This is a genomic window from Bradyrhizobium sp. S3.7.6, from assembly GCF_054061875.1.
Genome location: NZ_JBSSEQ010000001.1, coordinates 2,631,646 through 2,649,096 on the forward strand (window position 1 = coordinate 2,631,646; position 17,451 = coordinate 2,649,096).

Annotated in this window: 18 protein-coding genes; 7 read left to right on the forward strand and 11 right to left on the reverse strand. The window is 64.1% G+C overall.

The annotated features are described in order from the left end of the window. The gene (locus ACVJ5M_RS12500) at window positions 1-1,305 is read right to left on the reverse strand and encodes a PQQ-dependent sugar dehydrogenase (RefSeq protein WP_063981567.1); all 1,305 of its coding nucleotides are present in this window, start codon (window positions 1,303-1,305) and stop codon (window positions 1-3) included. A gap of 349 nt (window positions 1,306-1,654) precedes the next feature. Between ACVJ5M_RS12500 and ACVJ5M_RS12505 the strand changes: the two genes are divergently transcribed. The 3 genes from ACVJ5M_RS12505 to ACVJ5M_RS12515 all read left to right on the forward strand — a co-directional run bounded on the left by ACVJ5M_RS12505 (window position 1,655) and on the right by ACVJ5M_RS12515 (window position 3,248). Further along, the gene (locus ACVJ5M_RS12505) at window positions 1,655-2,218 is read left to right on the forward strand and encodes a hypothetical protein (protein WP_245328559.1); all 564 of its coding nucleotides are present in this window, start codon (window positions 1,655-1,657) and stop codon (window positions 2,216-2,218) included. Window positions 2,219-2,540: 322 nt separating this feature from the next. Next, window positions 2,541-2,747 carry a hypothetical protein gene (locus ACVJ5M_RS12510; protein WP_063981569.1) on the forward strand — a complete coding sequence of 69 codons (207 nt, stop codon included), beginning with the start codon at window positions 2,541-2,543 and terminating at the stop codon, window positions 2,745-2,747. A gap of 294 nt (window positions 2,748-3,041) precedes the next feature. After that, window positions 3,042-3,248 (forward strand): DUF2934 domain-containing protein, encoded by a 207-nt coding sequence (locus tag ACVJ5M_RS12515; RefSeq protein WP_071910441.1) that lies wholly within the window; start codon window positions 3,042-3,044, stop codon window positions 3,246-3,248. Between the two features lie 1,127 nt (window positions 3,249-4,375). Here the strand turns inward: ACVJ5M_RS12515 and ACVJ5M_RS12520 are convergent. The 7 genes from ACVJ5M_RS12520 to ACVJ5M_RS12550 form a co-directional block, all read right to left on the reverse strand. Then, window positions 4,376-5,002 (reverse strand): methyltransferase family protein, encoded by a 627-nt coding sequence (locus ACVJ5M_RS12520; protein ID WP_063981571.1) that lies wholly within the window; start codon window positions 5,000-5,002, stop codon window positions 4,376-4,378. A gap of 28 nt (window positions 5,003-5,030) precedes the next feature. Further along, window positions 5,031-6,062: an NAD-dependent epimerase/dehydratase family protein gene (locus tag ACVJ5M_RS12525; RefSeq protein ID WP_063981572.1), complete on the reverse strand. Its 1,032-nt coding sequence runs from the start codon at window positions 6,060-6,062 to the stop codon at window positions 5,031-5,033. A 29-nt stretch (window positions 6,063-6,091) separates the two neighbouring features. Beyond that, window positions 6,092-6,628 carry an Mpo1 family 2-hydroxy fatty acid dioxygenase gene (locus ACVJ5M_RS12530; protein WP_063981573.1) on the reverse strand — a complete coding sequence of 179 codons (537 nt, stop codon included), beginning with the start codon at window positions 6,626-6,628 and terminating at the stop codon, window positions 6,092-6,094. Between the two features lie 151 nt (window positions 6,629-6,779). After that, window positions 6,780-7,442: an OmpA family protein gene (locus tag ACVJ5M_RS12535; protein ID WP_063981574.1), complete on the reverse strand. Its 663-nt coding sequence runs from the start codon at window positions 7,440-7,442 to the stop codon at window positions 6,780-6,782. Beyond that, window positions 7,442-7,858, reverse strand: a complete 417-nt coding sequence (locus ACVJ5M_RS12540) for a hypothetical protein (RefSeq protein ID WP_063921531.1) — start codon at window positions 7,856-7,858, stop codon at window positions 7,442-7,444. The genes ACVJ5M_RS12535 and ACVJ5M_RS12540 overlap by 1 nt, the downstream gene beginning before the upstream one ends. A gap of 88 nt (window positions 7,859-7,946) precedes the next feature. After that, complete coding sequence (locus ACVJ5M_RS12545) at window positions 7,947-8,234, reverse strand: type II toxin-antitoxin system HicB family antitoxin (protein WP_063981575.1); 288 nt, start codon at window positions 8,232-8,234, stop codon at window positions 7,947-7,949. Between the two features lie 8 nt (window positions 8,235-8,242). Beyond that, window positions 8,243-10,855 (reverse strand): ATP-dependent helicase, encoded by a 2,613-nt coding sequence (locus tag ACVJ5M_RS12550; protein ID WP_063981576.1) that lies wholly within the window; start codon window positions 10,853-10,855, stop codon window positions 8,243-8,245. Window positions 10,856-11,092: 237 nt separating this feature from the next. Between ACVJ5M_RS12550 and ACVJ5M_RS12555 the strand changes: the two genes are divergently transcribed. Further along, window positions 11,093-11,263, forward strand: coding sequence for a DUF1328 domain-containing protein (locus tag ACVJ5M_RS12555; protein ID WP_014493008.1), 171 nt, complete (start codon window positions 11,093-11,095; stop codon window positions 11,261-11,263). A gap of 129 nt (window positions 11,264-11,392) precedes the next feature. Here the strand turns inward: ACVJ5M_RS12555 and ACVJ5M_RS12560 are convergent, their stop codons facing one another. Then, window positions 11,393-11,887, reverse strand: a complete 495-nt coding sequence (locus ACVJ5M_RS12560) for a thioesterase family protein (RefSeq protein ID WP_063981578.1) — start codon at window positions 11,885-11,887, stop codon at window positions 11,393-11,395. Window positions 11,888-11,971: 84 nt separating this feature from the next. Here ACVJ5M_RS12560 and ACVJ5M_RS12565 point away from each other — a divergent pair, with 84 nt between their 5' ends. The 3 genes from ACVJ5M_RS12565 (at window position 11,972) to ACVJ5M_RS12575 (ending at window position 15,328) form a co-directional block, all read left to right on the forward strand. Continuing rightward, window positions 11,972-13,396, forward strand: a complete 1,425-nt coding sequence (locus ACVJ5M_RS12565; RefSeq protein ID WP_038935153.1) for an FAD-binding oxidoreductase — start codon at window positions 11,972-11,974, stop codon at window positions 13,394-13,396. Between the two features lie 104 nt (window positions 13,397-13,500). Further along, a complete protein-coding gene (locus ACVJ5M_RS12570) occupies window positions 13,501-14,850 on the forward strand; it encodes a Spy/CpxP family protein refolding chaperone (RefSeq protein WP_063981579.1) in 1,350 nt (449 codons plus the stop codon). Between the two features lie 118 nt (window positions 14,851-14,968). Then, window positions 14,969-15,328: a hypothetical protein gene (locus ACVJ5M_RS12575; protein ID WP_063986149.1), complete on the forward strand. Its 360-nt coding sequence runs from the start codon at window positions 14,969-14,971 to the stop codon at window positions 15,326-15,328. A gap of 128 nt (window positions 15,329-15,456) precedes the next feature. Here ACVJ5M_RS12575 and ACVJ5M_RS12580 read toward each other — a convergent pair whose 3' ends face one another. Both ACVJ5M_RS12580 and ACVJ5M_RS12585 read right to left on the reverse strand, forming a co-directional pair. Next, on the reverse strand, window positions 15,457-16,548 hold the full coding sequence (locus ACVJ5M_RS12580; protein WP_063981580.1) for an ABC transporter ATP-binding protein: 1,092 nt from the start codon (window positions 16,546-16,548) through the stop codon (window positions 15,457-15,459). 51 nt (window positions 16,549-16,599) lie between these two features. Continuing rightward, window positions 16,600-17,451 carry a carbohydrate ABC transporter permease gene (locus ACVJ5M_RS12585; protein ID WP_085399493.1) on the reverse strand — a complete coding sequence of 284 codons (852 nt, stop codon included), beginning with the start codon at window positions 17,449-17,451 and terminating at the stop codon, window positions 16,600-16,602.

Here is a 17,451-nt window from a genome sequence, read left to right on the forward strand (position 1 = left end):
CTACGCGCCCGTGACGCGCCAGATCACGTTGCCGACGTCGTCGGCCATCAGCAGCGACTTCTTGTCGGGTCCGATCACGACGCCAACCGGACGGCCGTAGGATTCCTTCTCGTCCGGGGACAGGAAGCCCGACAGGATGTCGCGACTGGGGCCGGAGGGCTTGCCGTTTTCGAACGGGATGAACACCAGTTTGTAGCCCGAGAGAGTGCTGCGATTCCACGAGCCGTGCTGGCCGATCACCATGCCGTCGGGGAAGCCGGGCAGGGTCCCTGCGGGCATCCAGCACAGGCCGAGCGAAGCGGTGTGGCCGCCGAGTGCGTAGTCCGGTTGAAGCGCTTTGGCGACCATCGCGGGATCCTGCGGCACGCGATCGTCGACCGTCTTGCCCCAGTAGCAATAGGGCCAGCCGTAGAAGCCGCCGTCGCGCACCGAGGTGAGATAGTCCGGCGGCGTCTCGTCGCCGAGACCGTCGCGCTCGTTGACGACGGTCCAGAGCACGTTCGTATTGGGCTCCCACGCGAGTCCAACCGGGTTGCGCAGTCCCGCACCAAAAATGCGATGCGTGCCGGCGGCGAGATCGAGCTCATAGACCGCGGCGCGGCCTTCCTCGACCTCCATGCCCATCTCGGCGATGTTGCTGAGCGAGCCGACACCGGCATAGAGCTTCTTGCCGTCGGGGCTTGCGAGCAGGCTGCGCGTCCAATGGCCGCTCGGCTTGAACGTCGTGAGCCGCTTGCCCGGCGCGGTGATGCGGTCGGCATTGGCGACATAGGGGAAGGCCATCACGCCGTCGGTGTTGCCGACATAGAATGTGTTGCCGACCAGCGCCATGCCGAAGGGCTGGCTGAGGTTCTCCATGAAGGCGCCGCGCACTTCGGCGACGCCGTCGCCGTCCTTGTCGCGCAGGAGCGTGATGCGGTTGGCGCTGACTCCGAGCGCTGCGGCGCGCCGCATCGTCGCCTGCATCGCATAGTGAAACACCGACCTCGGCGCGCCCGCAATCTGCGTCGCCTCCGCGATCAGCACGTCGCCATTCGGCAGCACCTCGATCCAGCGCGGATGGTCGAGCCCGGTTGCGAACGCATTGACCTTGAGCCCGGGGGCGACCGTCGGCTTCTGGCCCTCGCTCCAGCCCCTGGCCGTCGGCATCTTCAAGGTCGGCAGCGCCCCCTGCGGCTTCGCTTCGGGAATCGCCGGCGCCTGGCCCCAGGCCGGCGCGGGCGCGGTGCCCGACAGCCGCCGCCATTGCAGCGCGGCACCGCCGATCAGCGCGACGAACTGCGCGAAGATGCTGGAAAAGGTCATGGAAATCCCCTGTTGAACGTACGGCACAGTCCAACGACGGATCGCCCAAAGCCCCGCGCGGGCTCAGACCTTATCGTCGACCTCTCCAGATCCACGATGGGATGTCGTCGTGCCTTTTTGCGCGCGCATCCAACTGGGTAGCGGCAAAAAGGTCAACCGTTACGGAACTCGATCAGCGCCTATTCCCGAGGAATGGCAGCCGACCAAATTTGCATGGAGAGGAAAGTCAGCGGCCGATGTGCCGGTCCAGCCGCCGGCGCGAGCCTCTGCTGCTACGCTAGGCACGCCCAAAGAACTGACTAATTTTCGGTGCCATTGCCCGCCGCGCGCCGTGACGACATCTCCAGGCATGCAACTGTTTAACCATCCGTTAACCATAGCTATTCATGATACTGCCCGTGTATATGTGTTCGCGACGAGCTTGAACTGCATGGCGCAGCGTGGTTCCAGAGCGCCAGTTGGAGGGGATGAGGGCATCCTGAGCTTTCCCTCACCGCTGGCACCAGACAAGGGAGCAACAGCTCTCGATCTGGTATATCAAGCGGCCGATGTCTTCCGCGATATGGAGAAGCACGCCCGCGAGACCGAAGCCCGTGCCCAATCACTTTGCACGAGCGCCATAGAAAGATTGCGGCTGGCCGAAGGGCGAGCGGAGGCCGCCGAGCGGGCACAGCGTGAACTCACCGTAGCCACCCAAACTAAGCTGCAAGATGCTTGCCGAGCGCTGGAGCAAGCCCAGTGCTGCATTGAAGCTCAAAAGGATAAGTTGACGGCCGTAGAGCTTCGCGCCGAAGTTGCGGAAGCCGAAGCGCGACAAGCCAAGGAAGCGCTCGCGCTCGTTGAAGAGGCCATTCGCAAGCGTCTGCTTTGCGCAAACCCGCATGCCGATGGCAGGTTGGCAGCGGTAGCCTGATCGATTGCGACTGCAATGACTCACTGGGGGCTACCGCGCGGGCAGGCGCGGAGCGGGCGAACTACCCCTGCTGCAAGCCTGGCGGTAGCCACCTCCTTTAGCATTTGAAATCGGCTGGGATTGGGTTCGATCCAAACAGGGGCTGGTGCAGCCTGAGAGGCTCATTTTACTTGCGGGACAAGACGCCGCGTGACCCGCGCGCCAATCCAAATGACAGAGCCAAACGATAACGACTATTAACCATGTTGGGCTATCTGGAGAATTGGGCATTCGGGGCGCGTGTGCTGGCTTGCGGGCCAGCCGGTAGCATAGGCGTGGACCCATGGCCCTTGACCCGGAAGAACTCGTCACCCTGACAGATCACGGCTCGATGAAACTGCGCGCGGCAGTATCGCGCGCGATGACGTTGCCACCCAAGGAACGCAAGCGGACGACAATCGTCCGCGAGGGTGAACCGGCGATCCTGCATTTCGAGCAGATCAAAAACCTTGCGGCGCGGTGGAACGCACGGCTCGCGCCAATCGACTGACTAGTTTCGCTGTGCTGGTGTCAATCGAGCCCCGAGCCCCCAAAAGAGGCGGCCCGTGCACGGCCTCGTCGACCCTCGGTAAGCATGAGTTTGATGCCGGTCGCCGCATGCGGATTACCGTTCGTTGCGACCTGCGTCCGCGAGCGCTGCCGAGATCTCTCGCAATGAGCGCCGACCGCCCCTGAGCGGCACCCGCGCGACGCTTGGCTTCCGCTGCCCCGTTAAGATTTCATTAACCCTACGAGAGCAAGTCTTTTGGCTGGGGCCGGGCGGATCATTCGCAAGGAAAATCCCATGCCAAATCTGGAAGAGGCAATTCGCGAGCGCGCCTACCACCTCTGGGTCGCCGATGGGCAACCCGACGGAAAGGCGGAAGTCCATTGGATGCATGCTCAATACGAAATTCTCGAGGCGTCAGTCGCAAACCCTGCTGTGGCTGACATCGCAGTGACAAAGCCCGCCAGAAGGGTGCGATCCCCGAAAAAGCAAAACTCGCGCTGACGGGTCCAGCGCGAGGACGTGCGCCATTCGCAATTCGGTCGGCGGGCTGCCGGTCGTCGTTAGAAATGACATCCAACGATGCGGGAATTGGCAGCCTCGCTAACCCAAATTTCTTCGAGAGGAACAGACAACAACACCTAGACTATTCGTCGGGTCGGCAGTTCAATTGGCATTGGTTGATCGAGTCGGTTTCTCGCACCATCCAGCGCCGAGAGCGACGAGCGCCGACGTGACCAGAGCCCATGGCAACCAGTGTCCGACGGGACCAGCGTCCATAAGGCCAGCGTCAAAGAGGCCAGGGTCCAGAAGGCCAGCGTAGAGCGAGCATCAACCCTGCAAGCAGCCCGCCAAGTCTGCTCGCAGCCCAACTTGGCAAGACACGGCAAGGCCTTTGCCAGCGAAGAGCCTTTGAGGCTTTTGGGACCATCGGTTACTCCGATGGTCCCTTTTCATTGTGGTGCCATTGGCGCGAGACATCGGGCGGCTGTTGCTTCCGCGTTCACCATGCAATCGAGCGAGGAACGCTATTTGATCGTCGCGTGCACAGTGATTACCGACATGCCAGAAGCTGTCGGTCCCTGCCCCGTCGCTTTGATGGCAAAGGTATCGCTACCCTTATATTTAGCCTTCGAACGTAGACAGGTTGAGCCTTCTCAGCTTGCCGTGTGACGGCTTTTGAGAGATGTCCGAGCCACTCACCGTGCCGCGCATCTGGATTGGAAATTGGCAACTTCCTCCGGACGTGAGGTCAATGTCGGCCGTCGAGTTCTCGCCCCAATCCGCTAGTGTGCCAGAGATTGAGCATTCAGAAACGGCCGCCGCCCGAGATACAGACAGTAGGCTTGGACAGCTAGCGATGAGCGCCAACGCGGCGACCTTTGACAACTGCATAATAGGCTTCTCCGTAGCGTTGTCAGTTTACGGACATCACTCCTCTGGAACCCCGGCTAGGGCTAGGCCGCATGCCCTCGCAGACCCGCTCTCGTCCTGCGAGATATTTCGTATCGTCGCTTGCTTGGCTGACAAGCAAGCGACTGATGGTAAAGCTTGGATCGAGCGCAAGTCCGACACTAGCAGTAACGTCGTGCAGAGAAAGCGGAACGCAGCGACCGCGCCTTCAGGACGCTTCACCGCGGCGACAGGAACGGAATGATCATCGGCACGCGACGGCAATAGGCGCCGTAGGCGTCTTCGCCGAGCTCCTTGGACAGAAACACCTCTTCCATCCGGCCCTTCTGCCACATGCCGAGCGAGATCAGGATGGCGCCGAGGATCGTCGTTACGAGGCCGATCGCGATGCCGGTGACGAGCATGCCTGCAATCAGTCCCGTGTAGATCGGGTGACGCACGATGCCGTAGGGGCCAGTGTCGATAACGCGGTGGTCTTCCTTGTGGGTGATGGTGTTGGACCAGAATTTTCCGAGATGCAGCCGGCCCCACCAGGCGAAGGCGATGCCGGCGGCCGAGAGGACCGCGGCGATGTAGATGCCGGTGTTGCCGAGCACCCAGAGCGGCTTCCAGCCCAGGACCTGTGCAACCCACGGCGTGTACAGGATTCCGCCGACCAGGATCGGCAGGCGATAGCGCTGCGACTCCAGCGTCATGACCTGCTTCTGGGTGCGGCCCTGCCAGAACGAGGCGCCGACCCAGCTGGCGAGAAAGGCGAGCCAGATCAAGGCCAGGAGTTCGGTCGGCCAGGTCGTGGTCCAGCCACCCCAGGCCACGGAGAGAAGCTTGCTGAAATCGAAGGACATGAAGGTTCTTTGCGTTTGGGCGGAGGCCTTAGCTCGCGCGCGAGGAAAGCGCGTGATGCTCGATGGCGCCGGAGGGCCGCTGGCCGTTGCGGGCGAGCAGATGGGTGATGGTTTCGCGCAAGACCGGTTCGATCGGGCGCGGCGCGTAGCCGAGCTCGGTGCGCGCCTTGCCGATCGAGAGGTCGCTCGCGGCAAGCGCGATGCGCACGCCCTCGGCGGTGCCGTTGGGCGGCCGGCGCGTGATGCGATCGGAGATGGATTCGAGCATGATCGCGGAGAGCTCGGCGATCTTGCCGGGCACGACGACCGGGAACTGCCGGCGGCCGCTCATCGCCGACATCATCCGCAGGATGTTGCCGAGCGGGACGCAGTCGCCGCCGAGGATGTAGCGCTGGCCGATGCGGCCGCGCTCCATGGTCAGCACAAGGCCCATCGCGACGTCGCGGACATCGACGAGATTGACCAGGAAGTTGAGATGCGGCTGCACCTTCTTCTGGAGGAAGTACCACAGCATCGCGGTCGGCGGCGTCAGGTTGTGGTCGGCGGCACCGATCGGCATGGTCGGCGTGCCGATCACGAGCGGAAAGCCCGCGGCCGCCGCCTTCGCGGCGTGGTGCTCGGCGAGCGACTTCGACCGCGTATAGGCGCCGGGCATCGCATCGGCCGGCTGCAGCGCCTCTTCTGCGGCAACGCCGTTGAGGTCGGAATAGGGGAACAGGATCGATTCCGTCGAGCAGTGCAGGAAGCGCGACACGCCGCGCCTCATCGCCGCGGCAAGCACGATTTCGGTGCCGCGGCAATTGACGTCGTGGAAGTCCTGCTTGTTGGCGACCCACATACCGGGCAGGCCGGCGAGGTGATAGACCTGATCGACACCGGCGATCGCGGCGTCGACCGCGGCGCCATCCAGCACCGAGCCGTGGACGTGTTCAACGTCGGCGTTCGCCGCGGCCGGCGCACGGACATCGAGAACGCGTACCCGCTGCCCACGGGCGCGGAGCGCTTCTACGAGATGATGTCCGATGAAGCCGCTGCCACCGGTAACCAGTACGAGAGCCATGCAGAAGGTTTGCTGTTTCGCTTCTAGAGCTATCGGGTTGAAAGGGAATTGGTCGGAACAGGCGCCAAAATCGCGGCAAGGTCGCGACGGAAGCCCAGTGCAATGAATAATTTCGCCATGACAAACATCGGTCCAAGCAGGAAATGCGCGGGGTGGTCGACCATCGACGGCTGCCGTTCCTCGAAAACCCTGTGGCCCACGATCTGCGCTGCGACGCCAGATCCGATCAGCACCGCAAAAATCGACCACATCATGACGATCGAGGCCTGATTGCCGATTGCGGTTGCGACCGAAAGCAGCACGGTCATCGCGGCAAGGATGCCGAGTCCAATCCCGGCGTCCAGCATCAGCCAGTAAACCAGCACCGGCAGGGCCGCAACCACGGCCAGGCTCACCTCGATCCCGAAGATGGGAAAACGCACGAGGGTGAGCGGCAGCACGGCGCCGGTGAAGAGCAGGAGGATTCCGACCACGTGCATCGCGCAGTTCCAGGGATCGCGATGATATTCGACGTAATCGGCCAGTTGGCGTTGAAAATAACCAGCCATCTCGGTCTCGTGCAGCATGGGGTCGGGGAAGGGCGAGAACTGGCTATAGCACCTGATAGGGCAGTGCACAAACCGGCTCGCGTGTCGCGCAAAGCATGGCTGTTGCGCTTTCGACAGGCCGCAAAACGGTTGGAACTTCAAAGAGTTCCGTCAGGGGAAGCGATCTTGCTCAGCGCTTCTTGGCGGGCTTTTTCGCCGCAGGCCCGGGCGCCGCAGCCGGATGCGCAGGCGCCTCCTCCGGCACCTTGGCATAGGTCAGGATTTGCAACTGACCGTTGACCGCCGAGGTCGGCTTGGCACGGTCGAGAAACTGCTCCTCGCCGAGGCCGATCGGATGCAGCCGCTTGGTCGAGATCTTGAACGTGTTCACCAGGACGTCACGGATCGCATCGGCGCGTCGCTGGCTCAGGATCGCATTGGCCTCGCGCGTTTTCGCATTGGATTCGACATGGCCGACGATCAGGAACGTGTACGGCAGCAGCGAGGAGTTAACCAGCGCGTCCGCGATGCGGCCGACGGTCTGATAGGACGCCGGCTGGATGATCGGCGTGTCGGCGTCGAACTGGATCTGCGCGTTGAAGGCGGGCAGGTTGGCGAGGTCAGGCGCGATCAGCGGGCGGTTCACCGGACCCGGATCGTTCTTGATCCTGGCCTTGGCGCGCTCCATCACCTGCTGCTTCAGCGCGGGAAGGTCGACCTCGGCGGCCTGTTCGAAATGGTTCAGCTTGCCGACAATGTCGTCACGGGTCGGCGCCGCCGTCTGCGCGCTTGCTGCGCCCGCGAGCAGGGCCAAGACCACGACCAGCGTGATGGCGATTCCGTTCGCGCGCATCACCGATACCCCGCGTCGTCGACGGCCTTCAGGCAGTTGTTGCTGATGCCCTTGGGCGTCGAGACCAGGCAGGGGATCGACTTGCTGGTCTCCTTGGTCGAGCCGCCGCAGACCTTGACGATCTCGCGCTGGCAGGCGTTCGCCACCGTGACGCGCGCGGCGACGCGCTTCTGGATGGCATCGAAGGCGCCGAGATAGTCGCTCTGGCATTGCTGGGAGAGCACGTCGCGGTTGCGGGACAGGCACTCTTTCAGCCGGGTCGAGTCCGGGTTGACGCCGCGGCAATTGGCGACGATTTCCGCGCCGCAGCTCTTGGCCAGGAGCCCGATCGAATCGCCAAAGCTCATGGTCTCCGCCGCCGCTAGCGACGGCATCCCCAATGCCAGCAAGATCAGTGTGATGGAGCCCCGGACCATGGGCGCATCTGATACGGGGAAGTTCGCGGTGGTCAAGGGGCGTTCGGGCGAGAACTGTCGAACGTCCGGCCAGTGCGGCGAACAGTCCTCACTCGGCCTCAGGGAGGGGCGGCCATTCGATCAGGGCGACCGTGTGTTTCCTGAGGTCGTCGGCCACAGCAGGGTCGGCCTTGAGCTCGTCCAACGTCCGCGGCGGGGGAAGCTGGCGGCCGTCCGCGCTCAGCTCCTGCGCATAAAATGCGAGCGCCTCGGGCGCACTCTCCAGGGCCTCGTCGACGTCGTCGCCGCCGGAAATGCAGCCCGGCAAGTCCGGAAACCACAAGCTGACGGCGTCGTCCGGGTCGGCGTCCTCGATGATGGCGACGTACTGAGGCATATCAGGCGTCACGCCCGCTGCACAAAACTGTCCACGACCTTCTTCTCGCCGGCCTTGTCGAAGGCGATGGTGAGCTTGTTGCCGTCGATCTTGGTGACGCGGCCGTAGCCGAATTTCTGGTGGAAGACGCGGTCGGAGAGGGAAAATTCCGAGGTGGTGCCGGTGGATTTGGCGACCAGCTCGCCCTCGATCGTCATCGGCCCGCGGCGGCGTGAGGAGAAGCTGCCGAAATCCGGGCCGGATGAGGAGGAGAACGACGAGGCTTGTTCCTCGAAGCCGCCTTGGCCGCCGCCACTGCGTCCACCGCCCCGGTTCCGGTTGGCCTGGGCGCGCTGCCAGCCCGGGGTCGAATAGGTGGAACCGAACGCCTCCATGTCGTCGAAACGCGAGGCGCCGTAGCCGCCGGTGCCGCCCCAGGCCGAGCCGCCCTTGGATTCCGTGATCTCGACATTGGCGGACGGCAATTCGTCGAGGAAGCGCGACGGGATCGTGGTCGACCAGGTGCCATGGATCCGGCGGTTGGTCGCAAAATAGATCTTTGCGCGGCGCCTCGCGCGGGTCAGGCCGACATGGCCGAGCCGGCGCTCTTCCTCGAGGCCGGCACGGCCCTGTTCGTCCAGCGTGCGCTGGCTCGGGAACAGGCCTTCCTCCCAGCCGGGCAGGAACACGTTGTCGAATTCGAGACCCTTGGCCGAATGCAGCGTCATCAGCGACACCGCGTCTTCCTCGGCGCCGCCGTCGCGATCCATCACCAGCGAGATGTGCTCCAAAAACCCCTGCAGGTTCTCGAACTCCTCCATCGAGCGCACCAGCTCTTTCAGGTTCTCCAGCCGGCCCGCGGCGTCGGCCGATCGGTCCTTCTGCCACATCTCGGTATAGCCGCTCTCGTCGAGCACGATCTGGGCGAGATCGGTGTGCGCGGTGACCTCGCGCTGGGCACGCCAGCGGTCGAACTGGGCGACGACGTCGCGCAAGCTTCCGCGCGCCTTCGGCTTCAGCTCGTCGGTCTCGACCACCGCGCGCGCCGCCTCGAACAGCGGGATGCGGCGCTTGCGGGCGTGGTCGTGCAGCATCTGCACGGTGGCGTCGCCGAGGCCGCGCTTGGGCACATTGACGATGCGCTCGAAGGCGAGATCGTCGGCAGGTGAATTGATGACGCGCAGATAGGCCAGCGCATCGCGGATTTCGGCCCGCTCATAGAAGCGCGGGCCGCCGATCACGCGGTAGGGCAGGCCGAGCGTGACGAAACGGTCTTCGAATTCGCGCATCTGGTAGGAGGCGCGCACCAGGATCGCGATCTCGTTGAGCTTGTCGCCCTGGCGCTGGATCTGTTCGATCTCCTCGCCGATGCCGCGGGCTTCCTCTTCCGAATCCCACGAGCCGGTGACGGTGACCTTCTCGCCGTCATGGTCCTCGGTGCGCAGTGTCTTGCCGAGCCGGCCTTCGTTGTGCGCGATCAGATGCGAGGCGGCGGCGAGGATGTGGCCGGTCGAGCGGTAATTGCGCTCGAGGCGAATGACCTTGGCGCCGGGGAAATCGTGGTCGAAGCGCAGGATGTTGTCGACCTCGGCGCCGCGCCAGCCATAGATCGACTGGTCGTCGTCGCCGACGCAGCAGATGTTTTTGACGTGGGGCATCTGCTCCCTCGCCCCGCTTGCGGGGTCGCGACGAGCTTCGCTCGCGCTGAGAGCGTCGGGGTGAGGGGCCGTCTCCACGAGTTCAGTCTGCGGAGAGTCCCCCTCACCCGCATCGCTTTGCGATGCGGCCTCTCCGCGCACGCGGGGAGACGCGAAGGAAGAAGCCGTCGGCGCCTGCGACAGCAGCCGCAGCCACAGATATTGCGCGACGTTGGTGTCCTGATATTCGTCGACCAGGATGAATTTGAAGCGCTGCTGGTACTGCCGCAGGATGTCCGGATGCTCGCGGAAGATCCGGATGTCTTCCAGCAGCAGGTCGCCGAAATCGGCGGCGTTCAAGATCTTCAGCCGCTCCTGGTAGCTCGCATAGAGCTTGCCGCCCTTGCCGTTGGCGAACACGGCGGCTTCGCCTGACGGCACCTGCGACGGCGTCAGGCCGCGGTTCTTCCAGCCGTCGATCAGGCCGGCCAGCATGCGTGCCGGCCAGCGCTTGTCGTCGATGTTGTCGGCCTGCAAAAGCTGCTTGAGCAGCCGCACCTGGTCATCGGTGTCGAGCACCGTGAAGTTCGACTTGAGCTGCGCCAGCTCGGCATGGGTGCGCAGGATGCGGCCGCCGATGGAGTGGAAGGTGCCGAGCCACGGCATGCCTTCGACCGCATGGCCGAGCATCTGGCCGAGCCGATGCTTCATCTCGCGCGCGGCCTTGTTGGTGAAGGTCACCGACAGGATCTCGGCGGGGCGGGCGCGGCCCTGGCTGAGGATGTGGGCGATGCGCGTGGTCAGCACGCGCGTCTTGCCGGTGCCGGCGCCGGCCAGCACCAGGACCGGGCCGTCCAGCGTCTCCACGGCGTCGCGCTGCTCAGGATTGAGCCCGGACAGATATTTCGGGCCCACGGAGGCGCGCGCACGCGCGGCGATGCCGCCGGCTGCGGGCTGGTGGTCGGGTACGCTTGTGATCTTGCTCGGCTCGGTCATGCGAATCATTGGCCCCACGATGGCACCGCGGGGTGGTGGAAGGGAGCCTTCTTAACAGGGATTGCTGCCTATATGGGGCGTCGGGGCAAGGTTTTCCACGTGCGCGGCGGGCCGATTTGTTCCCTCCGCGAGGGCGAATTTCCAGCTTGCGTGGGCCGGAACCATCGTTCCCGCGTCGAGATTGTCTGGACAGGTGGCGCGGCCAGCCGCGCCGACGCAGACAGACATCAAGACGAGGATTTGACCATGCTAGGCTGGGTTGTGACGTTTCTGGTTATCGCACTGATCGCCGGCATCCTGGGCTTCGGCGGCATCGCCGGCGCCTCGATCGAGATCGCCAAGATCATCTTCTTCATCGCGGTCGTGCTGTTCCTGGTCTCGGCCGTGGTGGGACTAGCGCGCGGACGAAGGATATAGGTGTGATCCTCATGGTGAGGAGCGCGGAACGCGCGTCTCGAACCATGAAGGCCCGACTGTGGCCTTGCATCCTTCGAGACGCCCGCTTCGCGGGCTCCTCAGGATGAGGGGTTAGAGCGAGCTGTTCAGCTACCGCTTCGAGGGCATCGCCACGTTCCGGCCGATGCCCTCGGGCCGCGGCAGGGCGCCGTGGGCGCCGACGACGGCTGCGATGCGCTGCCGGATATCGGGCGGAAAGGCCGCCACCTTTCGCGAGCCCATGTCGATGTGGAGCGACATGTTTTCGGAGGTCGCCGACAGCCAGCCTTCGGTCGCGTGCCGCAACTCCTGGAACGTATGCAGCCGCTTGTCGTCGGCTTCGAGCAGCCAGACCGACACCTGCACGGGATCGCCAAGGTGGATTTCGCGCAGATACCGCACATGGCATTCGGCAGTGAAGGTCGAGCCGCCTCGCTCCTTCATGTAGCCCGGCCCGATCCCGAGCTGTAACCACATCTGGTCGATCGCGCGGTCGAACATCACGTTGTAATAGGCCATGTTGAGATGGCCGTTATAGTCGATCCATTGCGGCTCGATCTGCATGATCGACGAGCGGAACGGCTCGGCAGCGGCGGTCTCCGGCATGTGTCTTTCCTGCTATGCGCGCGGTCGCTTGACTTGACCGGTCAGATGTCCTTTGCCACGGTTCTTCTGTCGGGAGGAATGTCCGTGGGTACGACCATCACCAATAATCCGCCGCGGGTTGAGCCGAAAGCCCTCGCAAGCGCGCTGGAGCAGCTTGCCGCACGGTTCGGCAACCGCCTCATCACCTCGCAGGCCGTTCGCGAGCAGCACGGCCATACCACCACATGGATCGTCAACCAGCCGCCGGACGGCGTGGTGATGGCGCAGGAGACCGCCGACATCCAGGACGTGGTGCGGATCTGCGCCAAGAACCGCGTGCCCGTCATCGCCTTCGGCACCGGCACCTCGCTCGAGGGCCAGGTCAACGCGCCCGCCGGCGGCATCTCGATCGACCTGCGCGACATGAACAAGGTGCTCGCGGTGCACGCCGAGGACCTCGACTGCGTGATCCAGCCCGGCGTCACCCGCAAGGCGCTGAACGAGCATCTGCGCGACCAGGGCCTGTTCTTCCCCATCGACCCCGGCGCGGATGCTTCGCTCGGCGGCATGGCCTCGACCCGCGCCTCCGGCACCAACGCGGTGCGCTACGGCACCATGCGCGACAGCGTGCTCGCTTTGAAGGTCGTGCGCGGCGACGGCGAGATCATCACGACAGGCACGCGCGCCAAGAAATCTTCTGCCGGCTACGACCTGACGCATCTGTTCGTCGGCGCCGAAGGCACGCTCGGCATCATCTCCGAGCTGACCATTCGCCTGCGCGGCATCCCTGACACAATCGCGGCCGGTGCGGTGTCGTTCGAGACCGTGCACGGGGCATGTCAGGCCGTGATCCTGGCGATCCAGACCGGCATTCCCGTGGCGCGCATCGAGCTGCTCAACGCCGCGCAGGTGAAGGCCTGCAACGCCTATTCGAAGCTGACGCTGCCGGAAACGCCGTTGCTGCTGATGGAATTCCACGGCAGCGAGGTCGAGGTCGGCGAGCAGTCCAAGGCGTTCGGCGAGATTGCAAAGGATTGCGGCGGCGGCGATTTCTCCTGGACCACCAAGCCGGAGGATCGCACCAAGCTGTGGCAAGCGCGGCACGACGCCTATTGGTCGGTGAAGGCGCTGCGTCCCGGCGACAGCATCGGCGTGGTTGCAACCGACGTTTGCGTGCCGATCTCGCGGCTTGCCGATTGCGTCGGCGAGACCGAGGAAGATCTCAAGCGCCTCAACCTGCTGTCGCCGATCGTCGGCCATGTCGGTGACGGCAATTTCCACTGCTCGCTGGTCTGCGACACCAACGATGCCGACGAGATGGCGCGCGGCGAGGAGTTCATGCATCGCCTGGTCGAGCGCGCGCAGGCGATGGACGGCACCTGCACCGGTGAGCACGGCATCGGCCAGGGCAAGCAGAAATATCTCAAGGCGGAACTCGGCCCCGAAGCGCTCGACGCGATGCGGGCGCTGAAGCAGGCGCTCGATCCGCTGAATATCTTCAATCCCGGCAAGATCGTGCCGGAGGCATAGCGCGCCGTCCGCTGCGTCGCGGTCGCGGAACTTTCGGCAGTCAGGCCGGTTCCAATTCCGTCAATTTCCGATGCCTCGATGGCGCGGCTCTGCGGGAGGATGCGATGTTGCGACCTGTCATTGGAATTGCCGTGATGGCGCTTGCCTGCATGCTGGCGGGCACGGCTCTGGGCAAGGGCGGGCACGGTGGCGGCCATGGTGGTGGGCACGGAGGCGGGCATGGCGGCGGCCATCATGGTGGCGGCCATCACGGCGGCGGTCATCATGGTGGTGGTCATCATGGAGGCGGCCATTTTGGTGGTCATGGCTTCGGGCACGCGCATGGCGGCGGGCATCATGGCGGGCCCCGCTTCGCAACTGGCGCGCGACATCGCGGCCCGAACTTCGGCCAGATCCGCAATGCGGCCGTCCGTCCTGCGAATTTTCGCAACGCCCTCAACGTGCATTCCAGCGCCTTCCGCAACGGCCGTCTGATCAGCAATCCGGCCGCGCGAGCCCAGATCGCAGCGGCGGCCGCACTGGCCGGCTGGCACGGCGCCAGCAGCGGGTGGTGGCAACATGCGGGCGGCGGTTATGGCTGGGTCGGACCGCTGTTCTGGCCGTTCGCCTACAACGATCTCTACGACTACACGATCTGGGGCGACGGTCTCGGCTTCTGGGGCTACGGCTATCCGGACATCTATGCCGGCATCTTCGGGCCCTACGGCTATGACGGTCTCTCGGCCTATCTGCCGCAGCGGCCGGTGGGACGGCGCCAGGCGCGCGGCGTCCCGCTGGATCGGCTCTGCGGCAGCGACCGCCGCGAAATCGTCGGTCTGCCGATCGACCAGATCGCCGCCGCGGTGCAGCCGACCGAGGCGCAAGGCGCAAGCCTCGACGAACTCGGCAATGCCTCGATCCAGGCGTCCGAGATGATCCGCGCGTCCTGCCCGTCGCAGGTCGCGGCGACAGCGCCAGGTCGGCTGACGGCGATGCAGCAGCGCATCGAGGCGATGGAGAAAGCCGTCGATCTCGTTCAGCCCGCGCTCGATCGATTCTACGGCTCGCTCACCGACGAGCAGAAGGCGCGCTTCAATGCGCTGGCCGAGGATCAGCGTCGTGCGACGGCTTCCAGCAACACCGGGGGATCGCTGGTCCAGAATTGCGCGACGCCTGCTGCGCTCGATTGGCCCAGCACTGACATCGACGCGAGGCTTCATCCCAACGACACTCAGCGCGCCGCGCTACAGGTGCTCCAGGATACCAGCGCCAAGGTCAGCGCATCGCTCAAGGCGGCCTGCGAGCCCAGCGACGTGATGACGCCGCCGGCGCGAATGGCCGCGGTTCGCAAGCGGCTCGACACGATGCTCGACGGCGTCAAGTCGGTTCGCGCAGCGCTGGAGGATTTCTACGCCACGCTGAATGACGAGCAGAAGGCGCAGTTCGAGGCCATCGGACCACGTCGGACGTCCTGACTGCATATCGATAATGCGTGGCGGAAAAATCGCCTCGCCGATCTCGATCGGCCTCTCTATGCTGGGCGAGGCGGGAGCGCGGAACTACGGCGGCTGGAAGACCATTGGTGACGGGGCGATGAAGTGGTTCGCGAAGCAGAAGCCGGCGGACATCTGGGACGAGACGATCGAAGGACCGCTCGGCGACATCGAGGCCGCCGAGCGCATCCGCGCGATTTGTGACGCCGCAGCCGCGAGCGCGGCCGGTTCGGCGCGCAACGACACGCGCGAAGGTGAGCGCTATGAACGCGCGGCCAAGGTGGCGATGGAAATCGCGATGAAGATCTCGGATGGATTGATGCGCGACGCCGCCGTCCATCGCATCGTCGATCTCTGCATGACAGCGAACGACCTCAAGACCGCGCAGATCCTGTTTCGCGCGATCCATGCCAGCTGGATCCGTGAGGCGATACAGCGGGATCATCCGACCCTGGCCTAGAGGCGTGTACTCGTAAATCCGGTGTGCCCGGCAACGAGCCAAGTGCCATCGAGCTCTCCGGGCGTCATCGAAGCTGGTGACAAGAAGGCGAATTCCCGCTCACCGGTGGAATTGATCCTCTGCCGGGGTTAGATGGCCGCCTCGGTCTGCGCGTCGAAAACATGAAGCCTGGAAGGCCGCATGGCAACGCGCAGCCTGTCGCCCACCCTCACCCTCGCGGTCGGCTCGACGCTCGCCACCATGATACTCTCGCCGACCTTCATATCGAGCAGGATTTCCGAGCCGAGTTGCTCGACCACCTCAATCACAGCATCGAAGCATGAGTGGCCGAGATCAGCGCTACCCGCCACGGTAAGGTCCTCCGGCCGCACGCCGAGCATGACCTCGCGTCCGATATGGCCGCGCAGCCGCTGCGCGGTCTCGTCCGGCAGCTTGATGCGCAGGCCGGAGTTCTCGGCAATCAGCGATCCGTTCGCCTCGGTCACCGTAACGGCGGCGAAATTCATGGCCGGGGAGCCGATGAAGCCGGCGACGAACTTGTTGGCGGGCTGATTGTACAGTTCGAGCGGCTCCCCCACTTGCTGGACCACGCCGTCTTTCATGACGACGACCCGGTCACCCAGCGTCATGGCCTCGACCTGATCGTGGGTAACGTAAATGGCGGTGGTGCCGAGACGGAGATGCAGTTTCTTGAGCTCAACGCGCATCTGTACCCGCAGCTTGGCATCGAGGTTCGACAGCGGCTCGTCGAACAGGAACACGCGGGGGTGACGCACAATGGCACGACCCAACGCCACGCGCTGGCGCTGGCCGCCGGACAGCTGGCGCGGCTTGCGCGTTAGCAATTCACCGATGCCGAGGATGTCGGCCGCCTCCCGCACGCGCTTGTCAATCTCGGGCTTTTCGAATTTGCGCATCTTCAGGCCAAACGCCATGTTGTCGTGCACGCTCATGTGCGGGTACAGGGCGTAGTTCTGGAACACCATGGCGATGTCGCGGTCCATCGGCGCCAATTCATTGACCACGTTTCCGTCGATGGAAATGTCGCCGGAACTGATCGCTTCAAGCCCGGCGATCATTCTCAGCGTCGTGGTCTTGCCGCAGCCGGACGGTCCGACGAACACCACGAACTCCTTGTCGCGGATCTGCAGATTGACGTCTTTGACAGCGTGCACGCTGTCGTAGAACTTGTTGATCCCCTTGAGGACGACCTGGCCCATTCGCTCCACCCGCCTTCCGCATGCCCACTTTCCTGATGATCCGGGGTGCTGTCAGCCCTTCACCGATCCAGTCAGTCCTGCGACGTAGTGCTCGACGAAAAACGAATAGGCGATAGCAACCGGAATCGATCCGAGCAGGGCGCCAGCCATCAGCGGTCCCCAGAAGAATACATCGCCGCGGATCAGCTCCGATGTGACGCCGACCGGCACGGTCTTCTGTCCAGGCGAGGACAGGAAGACAAGTGCGTAGATGAACTCGTTCCACGACAGGGTGAAAGCGAAGATGCCGGCCGAGAGGATGCCCGGGATCGCCACCGGGATGACGATGTAGAGCATGGCCTGCCAGCGCGAGGCGCCGTCAATGCGCGCGCATTCCTCGAGCTCCTTGGGCACCGCCTTGAAGTAGCCCATCATGAGCCAGGTGCAGAACGGAATGAGAAAGGTCGGATAGGTCAGGATCAATGACCAGGGCGTGTCACCCAGCCGATAGTTGCGGATGATCTCTGCCAGCGGAATGAAGAGCAGCGTTTGAGGCACCAGATAGGTGATGAAGATGCCGGTGCCCAGGCTGCCTGCAAATGGAAAGTTCAGCCGCGAGAGAGCATAGCCGGCGAACACGCCGCACACGAGCGAGATGGCGGTTGACGCGAGCGCGATGAACGTCGTGTTCCACAGCCACGATGCAAACAGCGTCTCCTCGAACAGGTACCTGACATGGTCCCAGGTCGGGTTCCAGGTCCAGAACGGATTGTAGTTGATCGAATTCCAGGGTCGGTAAAGCTCGCCGTCCGGCCGCACCGAAGTGATCACCATCCAGTAGAACGGGAACAGCAGGAAAAGCAGGAACATCGCCATGGGGACGTAGAAGAACGCCCACTTTCGCCACCTTGCGCCCTCGATCAT